Below are 17,967 nucleotides of genomic sequence, written 5' to 3' on the forward strand. Positions count from 1 at the left end.
GGCCTTTTTCGTATCATGCTGTTTTGATTGGTGCGCAAAAGCGCTCTACACCTTGCCAAAGTATACTATCCGGCATTTGCATGTATTCTATGTTTGATAGCGCGTCTTTCCATAAACCTAAGCAAGCAGCCTGCTTATTGTCACTCGTATAGTGCGCTAGGACTTGCTTAGCCGAAATGCTACTGGTGAGTGCTGCAGTCGCTTTTAGGTAGTTACTTAAATATTGCTCTATATTGCGTTTCTTACGGCTAATATTGGCTTGCAGCATCAAAATAAGCGCATTGTTTGGAATTTCTGCGACATACTCCCGCTGCAGCATCTGTAAGCTTTTTTCTATCTCACCTGAGCGATAGGTAAGCAGTGCGAGCAGCATATGCAGCTCTGGAGAAGGCGTTGGCGTGCTCTGTTTAACCTTGTCAATCCAATGGCGAAGTACGTCAGGCGACTGGTCACTAAACAGTAGCTCTCGGGTATAGAAGCTGATCTCTGCGCCACTCATATTTTGCTCAATTAACTTATCGAACTCAGCTTCAGATAGTTGAGTGAGACTGGTTTTAAGTTCCTGATCGATGCGCAAAATAGGCGTTGGTAGCTTAAAGTATTCGGTCAAATCAGAGTTTAATTCGTTAATTGTTGCAACCAACTCACTGTCTTCAAGCGAATATAAGTTACGCCACGCAACACGAGCGGACGCCGAATGGTAAAGGATGACCTCTAGTGTATCTGTTGCCTCTTTGTCCTTTATCAGGTTAAACGTCAACTTATAATCCGAATCATTGATTGCATCTGAACCCGGGAAGTGATGGTGCTCGCTTAAGCTCATCAAGTAGTAACTCGGTGAGCGCATATTGGCCAAGTGGATATAAGGAGAATGGCTGTAAGCATGGAGTAACAATACTTTGAGCTTTAAAGCATCTTCCTGCATTGATTGTCGTGACGAAGAGATTTGATCGAGTAGCAAACGAACCTGAGGTACGTACAGAGCCTGATCTTTGGATTCGACCTTTACGTCAAAGAATGTATTGACCAAAGTTACTGCCGCTACAAGAGCTGTAATAACAAAAGCAGAGCTCCAAAAAGCAAACTTCGATGGTTTTCGCTTTAGTTTATGCTTAACAGAGGTCTGTTTGTCAGAATCTAGGTTTACGCGAGATGAACTGACCAGTTTCACATGACTGTTTGGAATGTAATAGCCTCTTTTAGGATAGGTCACGATCAGTTTGGTCGAATCAATTTCTGGGACATGTTCTCTTAGGAGGTTGCGCAGCAAACTGATGCGGTTTGTGACCACATTTTTTGAGATGTACTGGTTCTCCCAAACTTGCTCAATAAATTGCTCGATGGAGGTTGGCTCACCGACATTAGACAGCAATACTTCTAACAAGGCGACATTACGCGGCTCTAGCGCGATTTCAGTGCTGCCATTGGTTAGCGTTTTATGTTCAGGGTCATAGAGTAAGTGAGCAATAGCGATGAGTTGGCCGCTTTGCTTGGCTTGAGCGAGTATATTCATACGAGTCACAGGGGAGCGAAAAGACGCCGCGCATTCTACAAAAATATTCTTCCGACTTATAGATCCCTTCATAAGTTAGCTTGTTTGTATCATTTTTGAGAAACTCGGTGTGCTAGGGGAGTACACACCGAGTTAACTTCAATAATTAGAACTTGTAAGTGGCGTTGATGTAGCCTTGGTTTGACGACTTAAACTTACCAAGCACTTCGTCATCTACTTTATGCTCGTTGCCAGTAAAGTAGTTGAATCGGTAGCCTGCTTCCATACCAAAATGTTCTGTAAACATGTACCCCAAACCTGCATTTAGACCATACGTTAAGCCTGAGTTTTTGCTCGTAGTGGAAGCGCTCAAGCCCATAGCTGGTGTCACTTTAGTTTCTAGCTCACTGTTGTAGTAACCTAATGAACCGCCAGCTAGTACATAGAAACTTTTGTCAATGTGATAAACGTAGTCAGAGCCCGCACCAAATTGGTATCCATCTAACTGAAACTTAACTTGAGCATTTTCTTCAGTATCGATGATGCTTAGTTCTGACTCACCGTTGTACTGCAAGTAACCATAAACACGTACATTCTCAGTTAGGTAAGAGCCGCCTTTAATTGCAAAAGAGCCTGCGTTATCAAGTTTATCAACGACAGTTTTGCTTTCGGCATCCGCTGCTGAGGTGCTGTATTTACCGCCAGCAAGTTCAACTGCAATGTAAGGTGAATTAGCGAAAGTTGGTAGTGAAACCACAGCAGCCGTCGCTGCAATCAGTAGATGTTTACGCATAGTACTTCTCAGTTTTGTTAGGTAACGAGTACTCATTTGCTGCGTTTCTATTAAATAGGCGTAATGCAGCTAGAGTCGATTGAACGCCATTTTCTCGGCGTCGTTAAGTTGGTGAGAAAGTTATCTGAGAGAGAGAAAAAATGCGAAAAACAAAAGTAAACGTAGTTACACTTGATGTTAATTTAGATCTATATCTATGATTTAAATGGATCTTTATTGCACTTTAATCTGCCTGAGTGAATTAAAGTGCAATACAAATAGAATCAACAGAATCCGTTATTTATTACCTTCGTAGTGTCGGTAAGTGAATACCTGACCCTTTTCATTAAATGCATATACAGAATACTCATCTTTCTCATTGCCATATTCCATACCTGGTGAACCCATCGGCATGCCTGGAACAGCGAGCCCTTTTGCATTACGTGGCGGGTTTTCTAAGAAGGCTTTAATGTCTTCGGCAGGGATATGCCCTTCAAACACATAGCCATTGATTTCAGCAGTATGGCAAGAAGCAAGCTCTGGTGTAATCCCGAGTTTCTGTTTAATTGGGTTCATGTTTTCATGCAGTTTTTCATCGACATTAAACCCAGCATCTTGCATGTGTTTGGTCCACTCCGTACAGCAACCACAGTAAGGTGATTTATGGTTGATGACATCAGCAGCTAACGCTTGACCAGACAAGAGTGCAAGGGTAGCCAAAGTTAGAGCTTTTCTATTCATAGTGACCTCTCGGAAGTGTTAAATAGTCTTAGGCGGTTGGCGTTACTCACCACCGTTATTGATGATAAGGCCATTGCTGCACCAGCGATAACAGGGCTGAGCAAAAAGCCAAAGGCTGGATAAAGTACCCCAGCCGCAATTGGGATACCTAGTGAATTGTAGATGAATGCGCCAAACAGGTTCTGTTTCATGTTACGCAGTGTTGCTTTTGACAACTCAATAGCCTTGATAACAGAAACTGGCGATGAGTTGAGCAAGGTAATTTGCGCGCTTTCAATTGCGACGTCGCTGCCGCTGCCCATTGCGATACCGATATCAGCTAAAGCGAGAGCGGGTGCATCGTTGACACCATCACCAATCATGGCAACTTTACGGCCTTCACTTTTAAGCTGTTCAATATGGCTCGCTTTCTGATCTGGCAATACTTGGGCGATGACGCGTTCAATACCTAATTGAGTCGCGATTGCTTGTGCGACGGACTGGTTGTCTCCTGTGAGCATGACAGGTGTAATACCCATTGCTTTTAACATGGAGACCGCTTGCTTTGCGTCTTCTTTAATCGGATCGGCAATAGCGATCGTGCCGACGACTTCAGCGTTCACTGCGATAACAACTGGGGTCCAAGCATTGTCTAAGTAATGACGAATTTCTGCCTCTATTGATGACATGTCCCAAGACTGCGCCTGAGCATAGTTGAGTGAGACAATCGCAATTTCTTCTTGTTGATACTGGGCAAAAACACCTTGCCCACGGCGATTCTCAAAGTTCTCTACATCAACGAGAGTGAGTTGTTTTTCGTTGGCTTGATTAACAATGGCTTTAGCCAGAGGATGCTCTGAATGTTTTTCAACCGAAGCGGCCAAAGCAAGTAGGTGGTCAACGTCATTGGAGATTGAATGAACGGCTTGAACTTGCGGCTTCCCTTTGGTCAAGGTTCCGGTCTTATCAAATACAACCGTATCTATTTTGCTTGCGGACTGAAGTACATCAGCATCTTTGATTAAAATGCCCATCTCAGCAGCTTTACCAATTCCAACTGTGACTGATAGGGGAGTCGCGAGCCCGAGCGCACAAGGGCAAGCGATGATCAGCACAGTGGTAGTCACTACTAACATATAACTGGCTTTTGGCTCTGGACCAAACATAAACCACACAAGTGCAGAGACAATAGCAATGGCAACCACAACCGGTACGAATATCGATGAAATTTGATCGGCGAGCTTGGCAATTGCCGGTTTACTGCTCTGAGCCTCTCGAACCATAGTGATGATTCGCGACAGCATGGTATCGCTACCGATGCCTGAAGCGGTTATTACTAAGCTGCCATCTTGATTGATGGTACCTGCTGACACTGTCTCACCTAATGCTTTGTATGCTGGAACCGGCTCACCGGTGAGCATAGATTCATCCAGATAAGACTCGCCACTCTCGACTACACCATCTACGGGCACCTTCTCACCGGGTTTTACTCTTAATCTCATGCCTAAGGTGACTTGCTCAAGCGGAATCTCACGTTCACCATCCTCAGTGACTAGAGTGGCGTTCTGCGGTTGAAGGTTCACTAAGGCTTGAAGTGAGCGGGTCGTTTTGGCTTTGGCTTTGGCTTCTATATAGTGACCGAGTGAGATTAATCCGACGATCATCGCACTCGCTTCAAAGTAAACGTGCCTTGAAGCAAGTGGAAACCATTCAGGGATAGTGACTACTAACATGGAAAACAGCCAAGCTGCGCCTGTACCAAGCGCGACTAAGGTATCCATCGTCGCTCGTTTGTGAGTAAGCGCTTGCCATGCATTAGTAAAAAAGCTTCGCCCTGCTGTTGCTAATAGCCAAAAGCAGACGACACCAATGACTCCCCAAACCAGTTGGTCTTGGCTGTTGCGAATCATCATGTTGCCGCCAAACACTCCCCAGAGCATCAGTGGAGCACCGACAACAATACCGGCTAACGCACTTTTTCTATGCTGCGCTTGTGCCTGCTCTTGTTGTTCAATCTGTTTTTGTTGCTGCGTTGCTGGATCATCAATGATTTGGGCTTGATAACCTGCTTCTTTGACTGTGTTAACAAGCTCAGCTTCAATTTGCTCTCTTGGTTCTGTACTAAAAACTAACGCGCTTTGCTCTGCTAAATTGACCTGAGCTTTTTGAACACCTTTGACAGAAATCAGAGCCTTCTCCACGGACGATACGCAACTCGCACAGGTCATGCCGGAGATAATTAAATGAAAAGAGTGAGCCGATACTTCTTCTATAGGGCTGACAGGTTGAACTACCTCAGTGTTAGCAGGATTAATTTCATCAAGTTCAATTGTCTCTTGGTTAGCTTGATAGCCAAGTGATGCAACTAACTGTGTAATTTCTTCAGCGGTTCGCAGAGTAGTAATGGCTAATTCTGTTTTCGAAACTGCAAATGTGCCATTGAGCGGATCTTGTGCCAATGCTTGCTCAAGCTTGGCGACGCATTTACCACAATTTAGTCCAGTTAAGAAAAAATGATGCTGATTGCCCGCTGAATAGCCGAGTTTCTCCACCACTTTTGCGATTGATGAGAATGAACTGTCGGTATCCAATGAGATAAAGGTTGGGGACAGCTGGTGAATCTGTACTTGGTGTTCTGCGGTAAGGGCTCGCTCTACATTACGTGCGCATCCCATACAGTTTAATCCTGACAATGGAATATCAAACTTAGACATATCAACACCTCGAAAAATGGAACTGTTGCTTAGCCTAAACCTTACCTCAAGGGTAAGGTCAAGCCTTTAAACCAAAACGTCAAAATTAGAATTATTTGAAAATTGTTAGCACAGATGATTGCGAGAGATTTCAAACTTTTACTGGGAAACTTGTTAATACCTATAAAGGAATAAAAATTTACGGTGATCTGCGCCGAAAATTTCCCTGACTTAACTGGCTAATTTGATTGTAACTGAGTGTTTTGACGTTTTTGTTTATTGATTTGTGATTTTAACCTGTTGTTTATATTTGTTTTATCTTGTTTGTGTTTTTTTTGATTTGAACGTAGTCAGATTATTTTTCGCCTCATTTTTTGCAGCGAAAAAAGTTTGCCACCATGCCCCTGTCCATAAATAGTCCCCCTCGAACACCAATTGATAAGTGAGAGAGGGGTACTAAGAAAAACGACCAAAATGAATAATTACTAGGGGTTAATACTATGTCTATGTTCAAAAAGACACTTCTTGGCGCAGCGGTTTCGACCGTTGTATTAGGTTTCTCTGGCATGGCCGCCGCAGATACGAACCTGAATCCCGCAGAAGCTAAATATGAGCAAGGTATCTATGGTTTGATTGCTATGCAGGTAGCAAACCGTGATTACGACAACTCACCACAGAACGATGGTGTTCAGTTCAATAACGAGTCTCGCCTTGGTTGGCGTGGTACAGCGAAGTTCGATAGTTGGGATAACTGGACATTCTTGTGGCAAATCGAGTCAGGCTACGTTGATGAGTCATTTGCAGGTGAAGATGGTGGTAATGGCTATCTAGGTCGTCGTGATACCTTCGTCGGTTTTGAACATGACACGATTGGTAAAGTTCGCCTAGGCCGCGTATTAACGCCAATCTATGAACTGATTGACTGGCCAGCGACCAACCCAGGTATGGGTAACGTTTGGGACTGGGGTGGCAACATTGGCGGTAACAACTTTAATGACCGTCAATCCGACACGATTCGCTGGGATACCAATGAGTTGTGGAAAGGCTTCACCATGGATATCGCAGCGGGTGCAGGTCAAGACCGAGCGGGCGGTACAAGTAGCACAAAAGCGGGTAGCAACTACTGGCATGGTATGGCCGCGCACCAGCAGTTCAACGGTGATTGGGGCTGGGTTCAGCTCGATTTAGCATATGAAATGAACTACGACACAATGGAAGGCGATAATGCTAAATATTGGGACAACCAAACCTACCTATTGGGCTCTCAAGGTGGTTTCTCTAACGGCTTAGGCTATTTCGCTTACTACCGTATTGCTGAAGCGCAAGATACTAAAGGCAGTGATGAAACAGAGCACTCTTACTCTGTGGGTCTAACCTACAACTTTGGTGAAGGTAATAAGTGGCAAGCGAAGATCGCTCGCGCTGAAAACCTTGGCCTAGAAGTTGATGGTAAAGATATTGAAGGCACTAAAGATAAAGTGACTTCCATGCAGTTAATGTACTCGGTTGATACTAACGCGGTTGTGTACGCTCGTTACGCAATGAATGACCTAGAAAACACTGGAACTACTGGTGAAGGTTACCAAGGTCGTTGGAAGTCAGACAGCTTTGATGAAGCGTCTGTCGGTATCGAATACTGGTTCTAATTATTAATTAAAATTATATGGGCGGCTTTATGCCGCCCTTCGTTGTTTACTATTCGCTTTGACGTCGAGGAATCTATGAAAAAACTAACAAGCGCACTTTTATTCGCTGCGATGGCACTGCCAGTGGGAGCGACCGAACTTACTATTATTAACGAGATTGAGCCGTTAGTGCTAAATGGAAAAGAGCTGACTCGTAACGATTATAAAAGCGCTCAAGTGATTAATTTGCAAGAGGGTCAAAACCAGCTCTTATTCGCCCTTGACCAACTGGTTGTTGAAGATGGCCGTCGCAATAAATTGGTGTTTCCGTCAGTCGTAATTAAATTTGATGCAGCGTCTGCTCCGGCCACCCTTAGCTATCCGGTTTTTCGTCATGTTGACCAAGCGAAATCGTTCCGCAAAGCATTGGATTTCTCACTACTCGATGCTCAGGGTAAGGCTGTGGATTACCAGGTTGATCTGTTACACATCAAAGGCTTTTCCCAGTTCAATGATTATGAAGCGGCAGTTGCGGAGTATAACCAAGTTGGGGGCATTGCCTCTATCTCACATACAGATACAGTAGTACCTCACGCAAGCAACAATGAGGAAATCAAGAGCACAAGTGCTCAAGCTGAGATGAAGGCAGCTATTGCGACTTCAAGCGGTTCAATTAAAAGCGACTTTTTGTCGATGACACCAACTCAGCGCCAAGAGTTTATCTCTTGGGCAGTCAAACACATCAATGAATAAACAAAACATGGTGTAGATGGATTGTAGATTTGCATATCGGTGCTAAAATAACGCGCAATTTTGGCACCATCCTCATTTGAATAGAGTGGTGCGGTCATTTAGACAATCAAGGTATTTTACATGACGGTTAAAACTCGTTTTGCTCCTAGCCCAACAGGCTACCTACACGTTGGTGGTGCTCGTACTGCACTTTATTCTTGGCTTTACGCTAAAAACCAAGGTGGTGAATTTGTTCTACGTATCGAAGATACAGACTTAGAACGTAACTCTCAGGAAGCGGTAGATGCGATCCTAGAAGGTATGCAGTGGATGGGTTTAGAGTGGAATGAAGGTCCTTACTTCCAATCTAAGCGTTTTGACCGTTACAACGAAATGGTTGATAAGCTGCTTGCTGAAGACAAAGCATACAAGTGTTACGCATCTAAAGAGCTATTAGATGAGATCCGTGCTGAGCAAGAAGCGGCGAAAGAGATGCCTCGCTACGATGCAAACCATCCGAAAATCGTAGCTGCAAACGCAGAAGCGAAAGAGGGTGATGCGTTTGTTATCCGTTTCCGTAACCCAAAAGAAGGCAGCGTGGTATTTGATGACCAAATCCGTGGTCGTATTGAAATCGCAAACAGCCAGTTAGATGATCTGATTATTCGCCGTACAGACGGTGCTCCAACCTACAACTTTGTTGTTGTGGTGGATGACTGGGATATGGGCATTACTCACGTTGTTCGCGGTGAAGACCACATCAACAACACGCCTCGTCAAATCAATATTTATGAAGCGCTAGGTGCACCTGTACCAACATTTGCACACTGTGCGATGATTCTTGGTGATGATGGTGCCAAGCTGTCTAAGCGCCATGGTGCGGTCTCTGTGATGCAGTACCGTGATGAAGGTTACCTACCAAATGCACTGAACAACTACCTAGTACGTCTAGGTTGGTCTCACGGTGACCAAGAGATCTTCTCAGAGCAAGAGATGATTGATCTATTTAGCTTGAACGCGATTTCGAAGTCAGCATCTGCCTTTAATACTGAAAAGCTACTTTGGTTGAACAACCATTACATCAAGACTTCAGCTCCTGAATACGTAGCTGAGCATCTGCAATGGCACCTAGATAACCAAAACCTAAACGTTGAAAACGGCCCAGCTATCACGGAAGTGATCACCTTAGTAGGTGAGCGCTGCAATACGCTTGTGGAGCTAGCTGAGCAAATCCGTTACTTCTACGAAGACTTTTCTGAGTTCGAAGCGGGTGCAGCGAAGAAGCACCTTCGCGGTGTAGCGAAAGAGCCTCTAGCACTAGCATTAGCAAAAGTTGAAGCGCTAGAAGAGTGGACGACGGACAACATCAAACAAGGCGTGATCGCTGCGGTTTGTGAAGAGCTCGAGATCGGCATGGGCAAAATCGGTATGCCACTGCGTGTTGCGGTAACTGGCGGTGGTCAATCTCCATCAGTTGACGCAGTAATGGAACTCGTAGGCAAAGAGCGCGTTATTGCTCGCATCAAGATGGCACTAGAGTTTATTGCTGAGCGCGAAGCTAACGCATAACAAGTTCGCCTGAATCAAAACCGAAACCGCAGCAAATCGCTGCGGTTTTTTATTGCCTAAACATATTGCCTCAGCTTTCTAGTTAGCCGCATGTTTCCAGTTGATTTTCCTGAAAACCTATAAATCCATGAATTAAAATAAAAATTGGAAAAGAAAATTGTTATTGATTAAATATATGTGTATTTTTTGCTCCTTAATTACCAATTAAGTTATTGTTTTATTGGAATGTCAGCCAAGTAATGGCCACATTCAATAATTAAGGATTAGAGAATGAATAAAAAAGTGGTGGTTGCGTCTAGTCTTATCTTGCTTGTTTCAGCTTCCGCTAACGCTCAAATCTATCTTGGAGCGAAGGCAGGTGCAAGTTGGGTAGATGATCTATGTACTTCTGGAAGTCAGTGTGATGAAAATTCTTGGGCACTTGGTTCGTTTTTAGGTTATGAATTTAACGATCATTTTGCCTTAGAGGCAGGCTTGGATACGTTGGGTAAAACAACAGGTGCTGGATATACCGACGCAGGCCTAATTTCTTATTCTCTAGCGCCGCGTTTTAATATTCCGCTAACCAATAGCCTTGATGTGTTTGCAAAAGCTGGTGGTGCTTATGTGGAGTATGGAAATAAAAGTGACTCCACGTTGATGGGTTCTTTAGGTCTTAGCTACAACGTTCTACCAAACATCGATATTCAACTAGAATATCAACGTCTAGCGGATATAGATATCGAGTCTCATGGAATTTCGGGTAACGCGGTTACATTAGGTTTTACCACTAAATTTGGCAGCTCGGCGAATACGGTCAATGAGCCTGTTGTTCAAGAAGAGATGCAGCTACAAAACGTTGCTGTTGAAGAAGTCCTTGTTAAACCAGTGATGAAAACATACGAAACTCAGGTTGTGTACTCGGTCCAGTTTAAGTTTGATAGTGCAGAGTTGACGGATAGCAGCAAGGTTGCTCTACAAGAAGTGTCCGAGTTTATGCTTCAATATCCAGAATCGAGCGTTGATGTTATAGGACATACAGATATCAGCGGACCAGCAAGTTATAACTTGACGCTGTCTGAACAAAGAGCGCAATCTGTCGCTGACGTGATTAATAGCTTTGGTGTGAACAACTCTCGAATTAACGTTAAAGGCGAAGGGGTAAGTAATCCGGTTGCCTCAAATGAAACCCGAGAAGGTCGAATTCAAAACAGACGTGCTGACGTAGTGATCAACGAATTCGAATATCAAGTGAACTAGCAGTTTTTCTTCCTCATACGAAGCCTCAACCAATGGTTGGGGCTTTGTCTTATTTGTAAGACAGGTAAGCCCATTATAATGGCGCTTGCTATCTGGCTTGCGAAATATTTCGTTTGGCATATGCAATAGTAATGCTATCTTCTAGTTCTAAGACTAAACTAGAGCAGTTGGTCTAAAGTAGTTTGACTAGCATAAACATAATGAAAAATGGGGAAGGACTCATGAAAAAGTTAGCAGTGGTAATTTCAAGTACGCTTGCACTGGCATCAATGAATGCAAACGCAGATTTCTATTTAGGTGGTAAAGTCGGTAAGTCATGGTTGGATGACGCTTGTACTTCAATTACGGCCAATTGTGATGATGATTCAATGGCGGTAGGTGTTTTAGCGGGTTACCAATTTATGGATTATTTGTCGCTGGAAGCTGGCTATGACTATCTGGGCGAGTTTACAGCAGACGGCTTAGCTGATGATAAAGTAAAAGCCTTCACTATTGCCCCAAAGCTAAACCTGTCTTTGACTGAAGATATTTCTCTTTACGGTAAGTTTGGTGGCGCACGAGTTGACTACGGCAACAAGAATGACAACTCATTTCTTGGTGCGGTTGGTTTTGAGGTAGATTCGCACAAAAATGTGTCAATTCGTCTTGAGTATCAGCGTCTGACTGACGTAAACAACGACTATGTACGTGCGGCAGTGAACTCAGCTACGTTAGGATTTGCCTATAAGTTTGGGGCAAGTGAGCAGCTAGCATCTGAGCCTTATGTGGCAGAAGAGAAAGTGGTTGAAGAAGTTGTCGTTGAAGAAGCAGTGGTTGTCACACCAGTGCTGAAGACTTTTGAAACTAAGGTTGTTGATTCTGGTGCTTTTGCTTTAAACAGTGCCGAACTAAAGCCTGAAAGCTTGCCAATGCTAGAGGAATTGGTTCAGTTTATGAAGCAGTACCCTCAGTCAAATGTTGAAATCACCGGTTACACAGACTCAAGTGGTGCGGCTGCATACAACCAGAAACTGTCTGAAAAGCGTGCTAAATCGATTGAGAGTGCATTGCTAGATGCAGGTGTTGATAGCTCACGTATCACGGCGAAAGGTGAAGGTGAGAATAATCCAGTCGCTTCAAATGACACCGCTGAAGGTCGAGCTCAAAACCGACGTGTTGAAATCATTGTCCCTGCGTTTGAATACGAAGCAGAGTAATCTCAATAACATCCAAAAAAGCCTTGGCGTTGTACCAAGGCTTTTTGATTGAACTTAGTTGGATATCACTTCAAATCGATACTATTTAATCGCCCCATAAACTCTAGAATTTCTAGGTTCTCCTTGTTCGCTGCCAATAAGGCTTTTTTCGTTTTCGAGTAGGCGGCTAATCGACCATGTTTTTTGATTGAACAAACCACGCTCTTATAGATCAGCTTGCCGTTCTCATCATAATTACGCCAAGCAGCGATATAGCATTCGTCTTTCGCCGTTGGGTTCTCTTTCGTTGGTCTAGGTTTAAAGATGATCTTGGGCTCTAGCGAATGCGGCAAGCGAGTCATTAAATAAGGGTCTTTGAGTAACTTACGCCAAAACTTGCCCCACATTTCTGAACCAAGTTCGTTGCGAAGTTTGATCGCTTTCTTCAAGCCCTTTTTTTCACCAATACGTACGTATCCCACTGAGCGATGAAGAACTTTGTCATCAGGAGTGTGGATATGAATCTTAAATGCTGTCTTGGCTTTTGAAATAAAGCGGTGACCAGTGTTAGTGGTCAAGTTACTTTTGGTCATTCAATTTTTATAAATAGTTTTATTAATAGCTATTTTAGTTGAATGTCCCCAAATGTAGAAGGTTTGATTTTTAATAGCCGCTTTTTTGTATCATCTTAGCTACGAACTTGCTCGCAAAATTGTCGTTGCTGCGCCTGACAAACAGAAAAAGGGGCTAAATAATGGTTATTTAGCCCCTTAAAAGTTCTGGCGCTCCCGACAGGATTCGAACCTGTGACCTATCCCTTAGGAGGGGATCGCGCTATCCAGCTGTGCCACGGGAGCTTTATTCTTATGATACTGATTTCAAATCATAAGTTAAGTCCGAAGTGTTTTTTTATAGTAGCTTGTGCATGACATCGCCGATTTGAATGCTTCCTGAAAGCTCTGCTTGGTCAACAGTAAGCTCCGCTTCGTTTTCGTATACGCGAGATACCGTTAGCGTAATATCGGTTTCAGTGACCTTGTTTCGTGGCAATCCACGCTGGTCGATGAATGAACCTGTATGCCACAATTGCAGTTTGTCGCCTTCCATTACGCCGTGAATGCGCCCGAGATCGATTGTGATGGTGTTATCCCATTTGGCTACTACTTCTGGCAGTGTGATTTTACAAGAGACCTCTGACTCTAGGTCTAACATAATATTGCGGCTTACGCGCAGCATCATGTCGCCATAGGTCGAAGCCCAAAAGCGCGCACTACGAGTGTCGACCTGACTGGTTTTAGCAAACGGCCAACGTGCGACTTCGCGATAATTACGGTTGTAGACTTCGTTGCCTGTCTTACCGTCAAATACTTGCATCTCTAAAGCAAACTGGCGATTTATCACGTCATCACTGAGTAAACCACCTGCTTCAATGGTGGCAGTTAAGTCGGTAATCACGCCCCCAATGATGTATTGAGCACCGGTATCTTCAGCGATCATCTTTAGCCGCTCTGGATAGCGCTTGTTAATTTCAAAATCGGTGGTACCGACAGAGACGAAGTTGGCAGACTGCTGATCTAGCTGACGATTGATGACATTAGCGAAGTCATCACCCACGCTATAGATTTGCCCCATTACCGCTTGTTGAGGAGAGGCAATATCGATATTACCGACTAGAAACGTCTTCTTATACTGGCTAACGTGGCAACCCGTTGCCGATGGGTAAATATCAATGCGAGCTTTTACAAACATCACGCCACTGCGTGTTTTTTGCTCATCAACTAAGATGTAGCGCACTTCGCTATTGGTAAATTGATACTCTTTTCTATCGCTTTCTAATAGAGGGCGTAGATTCGCAATACTGCCAATATCTGCACCAGAGAAGCTAACAGCTTTGAACAGAGCATCCTCCAAGGCATGGATGCGGGCGACTTCTTCTGAAGAGACAACCGTGGCAGTCCCTGTCACTTCAAACCACGCTGCTGTTGCCGTGTTGGCAAGCATGCTTAGGTAAAGTGTGGAGAAGAAGAGAAGAAGCGATTTTTTCATATCTAGTTACCAAGTTGGTTCATTTCTTGCTTGTAAAATCTTAGCTGATTTAGGCATTGCCTTTCTAAATAGTTGCAAACTTAGAAAAGCAAGGAATGTTCCACTTTTAGAAGAGAGCTAAAAGATCTGACATTTTAAGCCTTAATGTATCGGAGATTTGAGAATGAAAAAATGGCTATCGCTAGTCCCTGTGGTGTTTCTCACTGCTTGTGCCTATGCTCCAATATATAACGGTAAAGAACCGTACCCAGGCTCGCAGTTTATGCTTATGGAGAGCCCGCGTCATACTCTTGACTTCTTTGTAGAGAGTATGACAGAAGACTTAATGGTTTCGAACACCAGTGTGTCTGCACGTACGCCAATTGCGGTTACCTCGTTTGTTGACCTACAAAACATGGATGCGACCAACTGGTTAGGTAACTCTGTGTCTGAAGGTTTTATCCATCAGTTCCAACGTCGCGGTTTTAAAGTGGTAGACTTCAAAACAACGGGGTCTATACAGGTAACGCATCAAGGTGATTTTGCCTTTAGTCGCGATTGGAAAGATTTGGCGCAAGAGCAAGATATTCAATACGTACTAACGGGTACGATGTTACGCCAAGAAGGCGGCGTATTGGTGAACGCTCGTGTTGTAGGCATGCAGTCGCGTGTTGTGGTTGCTACGGCGCAAGGCTTCTTACCAGCGGATCGTATTGGTCGAGATCTTGATACCCTTAATAGTATTCGTACCCAAGATGGTGTATTAATCCGTTCTGATCCAACGATTACTCAGCCTTACACGGTTATATTGCGTCCATAGGAGACAAGATGAAAAAGCTACTACTGCTGATTGTTGCTTTAGTTATGGTCGGTTGCCAACCTCTAACCGATATGCGTAAAGATGACTGGTTAACAGCCGTTGGTTATGCAAGCATCAGCGAACAAAAAGGTCGCAATGAAGAAGAAAAGCAAGTCCGTGCGATGCGTGCGTCTAAAATCGATGCTTATCGTGAGTTAGCCGAGCAAGTCTACGGGATGCGCGTAAGTGGCCGTGCTGACCTGCAAGACCAACGTCTTGGCACTGAACTGACATCTGGCGCTGTTGATGGTGTGATACGTGGTGCTGAAGTCGTGCGTAGTTATAAAGTCGGCGATAGCTATGTCACAGAGCTAAGACTAGATATTCAGAAAATGAATAAGCTACGTGATTATGGTGAGGTACAAACGGTTCCTGAAAAACGTCAACAGACACTATTTTAAAACTTTAATCTCCGAACAAACAAAAAGCGGCAACCATTGGTTGCCGCTTTTTTTATTTCTATTGTTAAGCCTTGATATTAGTGCCTAACGTGGTGACATTCTTGGTTTGGCCTTCAGCAGTATAGGTCATACCTAATTTGCCTTGAGATTGCTGCATTAGGTTATTGAGTTTGTTAAAGCTAAGCTGTGCACGTTGCAGCGCTTGGCCATTTACTTCGTTGGCTTGTTGGCAATTACTGACTAAAGCGCGAATCTGATCAACCAGAGGGCTCAACTCTGGATCACTCGATAAGTTGTCTACTTCAGGGTGGCGACGAAGACGTTCGTCAGTGCTCTGCAACTGCTCAATTAACACTATCTTCTTTTTGGCGATGGCTTCGATATCTTTTGATACTCGATTCGCAATCGCAGCTCTTTCTTGCTCAAGAACTTCTGTCAGCTCTTGGGCATTTTTCAATTGAAATTCGATCAAACTTAGAATTGCAGCCATGGTAACAATCTCGCAGATTACAGTCCGCCAAGCTCTTTTTCGAACTTAATCATATTGTCGGCGAGTTTTTGAGGATCGACATTGTATGAGCCGTTGGCAATCGCTTCTTTGATTGCGGCTACTTTAGCTTTGTCAAAGCTAGGTTGGCTGACCATTTGATTATGCATTTCTCCCACCGCCTTGCCTTGTGAGCTGAGTGAAACTGCATCCTGAGCAACATCAGACTTTTTTGCTGAATCTGAGCTGCTTGTTGGACTGCTTTCGTTACGAACAGAACTACGCGTCGAAGTCGATAGCGTTTGCCCTGAGCGTATGTTGTCAATACCTGCCATAATTGTTGAGCCTTTTGAAGATTTATCGATATGTACTGTCAATATCGACGAACACGGTTAAAACTTTAGCTTTTTTTAAAAAGTTCTAAAAGATGACCGTCACTTCTGAAATTCCAGTTACACGTCCTTCAATTATACGGTTGGATTTACTATTTTTCACTCTAATCTGTTCACCATGTGAACCATCTGTGAGCGCAACGCCTTTTGTGGTGATCGTCATACCAGACTTTATCGCTTTAATTGTGACGGTTTCATTGCGGCATACAACGCATATATCTCTAGCTTCTATAATGTCACCAGAGCGAAGGTTTTTCTTTGCTTTTGCGCCTATTACAGCATCAATTGTGGAAAAGCCTTGCCGCCTAAAGCGTTGTAAGTCTACCATATTAATAGTGATATCTTGAGCAGCAATGATTTGCCCGCGTGATAGTGGCGTAGTGAGTACAACTTGGGGGCCTGTGCGAGTTAAACGTACAGGTACGTAGACTCGCCAGTCATCGTCGGGACATTCCACCAGTACGGTGATATTACTGGCATTGGGGTTGGTCGATGAAGAAGAACTATTAAGTGCCGTAGGACAGTCAGTCGCAAAAATTCGGCTATCTAAATTTGCCGCTTTGGCCTCTAGTGTGCCACCTGAAGGCCACTCAATAGTTGCAAGAATGTACTCTTCTGCAGCTTGTTGAATAAGTTGAATTTGGTTTTCTGTTGCAGATGTCGCTGAAAAACTAAAGAAAAACAACAAAAAGCCGATAGACTTATAAAACTTTTTATAGAAAGCTCTACAATTAGTTATGGAAAATGAGCATAAGTGTGATTTAAAGTATGTCATTCTGTTTCTCTAAAGTTTTACATGGCCGTTAGTAGACTACCATTTTTTTTAGCATTAAAGTTTGAGATGGAGATGAGCTTATGTCGGGTATTCTTGATTCTGTGAATCAGCGTACGCAACTCGTCGGACAAAACCGATTGGAACTCCTAACTTTTCGCCTGATGGGGCGTCAACGTTATGGAATTAACGTATTTAAAGTAAAAGAGGTACTTCAGTGCCCTAAGCTTACTTCAATGCCAAACTTACACCACCTGGTTAAAGGTGTGGCTCATATTCGTGGCCATACTGTTTCGGTTATCGATCTGAGTTTAGCGATTGGTGGTCGCCCAACTGTTGATGTTGATAAAGCGTTTGTTGTTATTGCCGAGTTCAACCGAACCATGCAGGCATTTTTGGTCTCTTCTGTAGAGCGTATCATCAATATGCACTGGGAGGAGATCTTGCCACCTCCAGAAGGGGCAGGCAAAGCGAACTACCTAACAGCAGTAACCAACATTGATAATGAGCTCGTAGAGATCCTCGATGTAGAGAAGATTCTTGCAGAAATTGCGCCAATCGATGAAACAATGGATTCTTCAATCGGTGAAGAAATCGCTCAGGTTGAGGCAGAGAAAGAAATTGTTCGCCGCATTCTCATTGCAGATGACTCGACGGTTGCACGTAAGCAGGTAGAGCGCGCAATTACCTCGCTGGGGTTTGAAGTCGTTTCAGTTAAGGACGGTAAAGAGGCATACGATAAACTGATTGAGATGGCATCTGAAGGAAGTATTTACGATCAGATCTCTTTGGTTATCTCAGATATCGAAATGCCAGAGATGGACGGCTATACTCTAACAGCAGAGGTGAGACGCCATCCTGATCTTAAAGATCTGTATGTTATTCTTCACTCATCACTCAGTGGTGTATTTAACCAAGCGATGGTTGAGCGTGTAGGAGCTAACTCCTTTATTGCGAAATTCAATCCAGATGAACTTGGTAATGCGGTTAAGTCCGCACTTACAGAATAAAAAG

Annotated in this window: 17 protein-coding genes and 1 tRNA gene; 8 read left to right on the plus strand and 10 right to left on the minus strand. The window is 43.8% G+C overall.

The genetic code is table 11. The annotated features are described in order from the left end of the window. Nucleotides 1-13: 13 nt before the first annotated feature. From AC5O63_RS21530 to AC5O63_RS21545, 4 genes are all read right to left on the minus strand, one after another. A complete protein-coding gene (locus tag AC5O63_RS21530) occupies nucleotides 14-1,513 on the minus strand; it encodes a winged helix-turn-helix domain-containing protein (RefSeq protein WP_494506207.1) in 1,500 nt (499 codons plus the stop codon). Between the two features lie 145 nt (nucleotides 1,514-1,658). After that, on the minus strand, nucleotides 1,659-2,285 hold the full coding sequence (locus AC5O63_RS21535) for an outer membrane beta-barrel protein (RefSeq protein ID WP_494506208.1): 627 nt from the start codon (nucleotides 2,283-2,285) through the stop codon (nucleotides 1,659-1,661). A 276-nt stretch (nucleotides 2,286-2,561) separates the two neighbouring features. Continuing rightward, the gene (locus AC5O63_RS21540) at nucleotides 2,562-3,005 is read right to left on the minus strand and encodes a DUF411 domain-containing protein (protein ID WP_239825272.1); all 444 of its coding nucleotides are present in this window, start codon (nucleotides 3,003-3,005) and stop codon (nucleotides 2,562-2,564) included. Continuing rightward, nucleotides 3,002-5,698 carry a heavy metal translocating P-type ATPase gene (locus tag AC5O63_RS21545; protein ID WP_494506209.1) on the minus strand — a complete coding sequence of 899 codons (2,697 nt, stop codon included), beginning with the start codon at nucleotides 5,696-5,698 and terminating at the stop codon, nucleotides 3,002-3,004. The genes AC5O63_RS21540 and AC5O63_RS21545 overlap by 4 nt, the downstream gene beginning before the upstream one ends. A gap of 479 nt (nucleotides 5,699-6,177) precedes the next feature. On the opposite strand from AC5O63_RS21545, the gene AC5O63_RS21550 reads away from it, so the two are divergent. The 5 genes from AC5O63_RS21550 to AC5O63_RS21570 all read left to right on the plus strand — a co-directional run bounded on the left by AC5O63_RS21550 (nucleotide 6,178) and on the right by AC5O63_RS21570 (nucleotide 12,038). Then, entirely contained in the window at nucleotides 6,178-7,323 is a 1,146-nt protein-coding gene (locus tag AC5O63_RS21550) for a porin (RefSeq protein ID WP_494506210.1), read from the plus strand. Between the two features lie 75 nt (nucleotides 7,324-7,398). Further along, complete coding sequence (locus AC5O63_RS21555; protein WP_494506211.1) at nucleotides 7,399-8,055, plus strand: YccT family protein; 657 nt, start codon at nucleotides 7,399-7,401, stop codon at nucleotides 8,053-8,055. Between the two features lie 120 nt (nucleotides 8,056-8,175). After that, nucleotides 8,176-9,603: a glutamate--tRNA ligase gene (gltX, locus tag AC5O63_RS21560; RefSeq protein WP_494506212.1), complete on the plus strand. Its 1,428-nt coding sequence runs from the start codon at nucleotides 8,176-8,178 to the stop codon at nucleotides 9,601-9,603. Nucleotides 9,604-9,873: 270 nt separating this feature from the next. Then, nucleotides 9,874-10,842, plus strand: coding sequence for an OmpA family protein (locus tag AC5O63_RS21565; protein ID WP_494506213.1), 969 nt, complete (start codon nucleotides 9,874-9,876; stop codon nucleotides 10,840-10,842). A 221-nt stretch (nucleotides 10,843-11,063) separates the two neighbouring features. Continuing rightward, nucleotides 11,064-12,038, plus strand: a complete 975-nt coding sequence (locus AC5O63_RS21570; protein WP_494506214.1) for an OmpA family protein — start codon at nucleotides 11,064-11,066, stop codon at nucleotides 12,036-12,038. A gap of 65 nt (nucleotides 12,039-12,103) precedes the next feature. Here the strand turns inward: AC5O63_RS21570 and AC5O63_RS21575 are convergent, their stop codons facing one another. The 3 genes from AC5O63_RS21575 to AC5O63_RS21585 all read right to left on the minus strand — a co-directional run bounded on the left by AC5O63_RS21575 (nucleotide 12,104) and on the right by AC5O63_RS21585 (nucleotide 14,063). Further along, on the minus strand, nucleotides 12,104-12,610 hold the full coding sequence (locus AC5O63_RS21575; protein WP_004746786.1) for a hypothetical protein: 507 nt from the start codon (nucleotides 12,608-12,610) through the stop codon (nucleotides 12,104-12,106). Between the two features lie 187 nt (nucleotides 12,611-12,797). Further along, nucleotides 12,798-12,874, minus strand: a tRNA-Arg gene (locus AC5O63_RS21580). A gap of 52 nt (nucleotides 12,875-12,926) precedes the next feature. Continuing rightward, nucleotides 12,927-14,063 carry a flagellar assembly protein FlgT gene (locus AC5O63_RS21585; protein WP_494506215.1) on the minus strand — a complete coding sequence of 379 codons (1,137 nt, stop codon included), beginning with the start codon at nucleotides 14,061-14,063 and terminating at the stop codon, nucleotides 12,927-12,929. A 163-nt stretch (nucleotides 14,064-14,226) separates the two neighbouring features. On the opposite strand from AC5O63_RS21585, the gene AC5O63_RS21590 reads away from it, so the two are divergent. Both AC5O63_RS21590 and flgP read left to right on the plus strand, forming a co-directional pair. Continuing rightward, complete coding sequence (locus tag AC5O63_RS21590; RefSeq protein ID WP_004746784.1) at nucleotides 14,227-14,862, plus strand: FlgO family outer membrane protein; 636 nt, start codon at nucleotides 14,227-14,229, stop codon at nucleotides 14,860-14,862. 8 nt (nucleotides 14,863-14,870) lie between these two features. Further along, nucleotides 14,871-15,302, plus strand: a complete 432-nt coding sequence (gene flgP, locus AC5O63_RS21595) for a flagellar assembly lipoprotein FlgP (protein ID WP_004746782.1) — start codon at nucleotides 14,871-14,873, stop codon at nucleotides 15,300-15,302. 64 nt (nucleotides 15,303-15,366) lie between these two features. Here flgP and AC5O63_RS21600 read toward each other — a convergent pair whose 3' ends face one another. The 3 genes from AC5O63_RS21600 to flgA all read right to left on the minus strand — a co-directional run bounded on the left by AC5O63_RS21600 (nucleotide 15,367) and on the right by flgA (nucleotide 16,956). Then, nucleotides 15,367-15,792 carry a flagella synthesis protein FlgN gene (locus AC5O63_RS21600; RefSeq protein ID WP_494506216.1) on the minus strand — a complete coding sequence of 142 codons (426 nt, stop codon included), beginning with the start codon at nucleotides 15,790-15,792 and terminating at the stop codon, nucleotides 15,367-15,369. A 17-nt stretch (nucleotides 15,793-15,809) separates the two neighbouring features. After that, nucleotides 15,810-16,124 carry a flagellar biosynthesis anti-sigma factor FlgM gene (flgM, locus tag AC5O63_RS21605; protein WP_272785496.1) on the minus strand — a complete coding sequence of 105 codons (315 nt, stop codon included), beginning with the start codon at nucleotides 16,122-16,124 and terminating at the stop codon, nucleotides 15,810-15,812. Between the two features lie 85 nt (nucleotides 16,125-16,209). Continuing rightward, on the minus strand, nucleotides 16,210-16,956 hold the full coding sequence (gene flgA / locus AC5O63_RS21610; RefSeq protein ID WP_494506217.1) for a flagellar basal body P-ring formation chaperone FlgA: 747 nt from the start codon (nucleotides 16,954-16,956) through the stop codon (nucleotides 16,210-16,212). An 80-nt stretch (nucleotides 16,957-17,036) separates the two neighbouring features. Here flgA and AC5O63_RS21615 point away from each other — a divergent pair, with 80 nt between their 5' ends. Further along, nucleotides 17,037-17,963, plus strand: coding sequence for a chemotaxis protein CheV (locus AC5O63_RS21615; protein WP_494506218.1), 927 nt, complete (start codon nucleotides 17,037-17,039; stop codon nucleotides 17,961-17,963). The last annotated feature ends 4 nt before the right edge of the window (nucleotides 17,964-17,967 follow it).

It is taken from the genome of Vibrio sp. SCP2 (assembly GCF_059295395.1).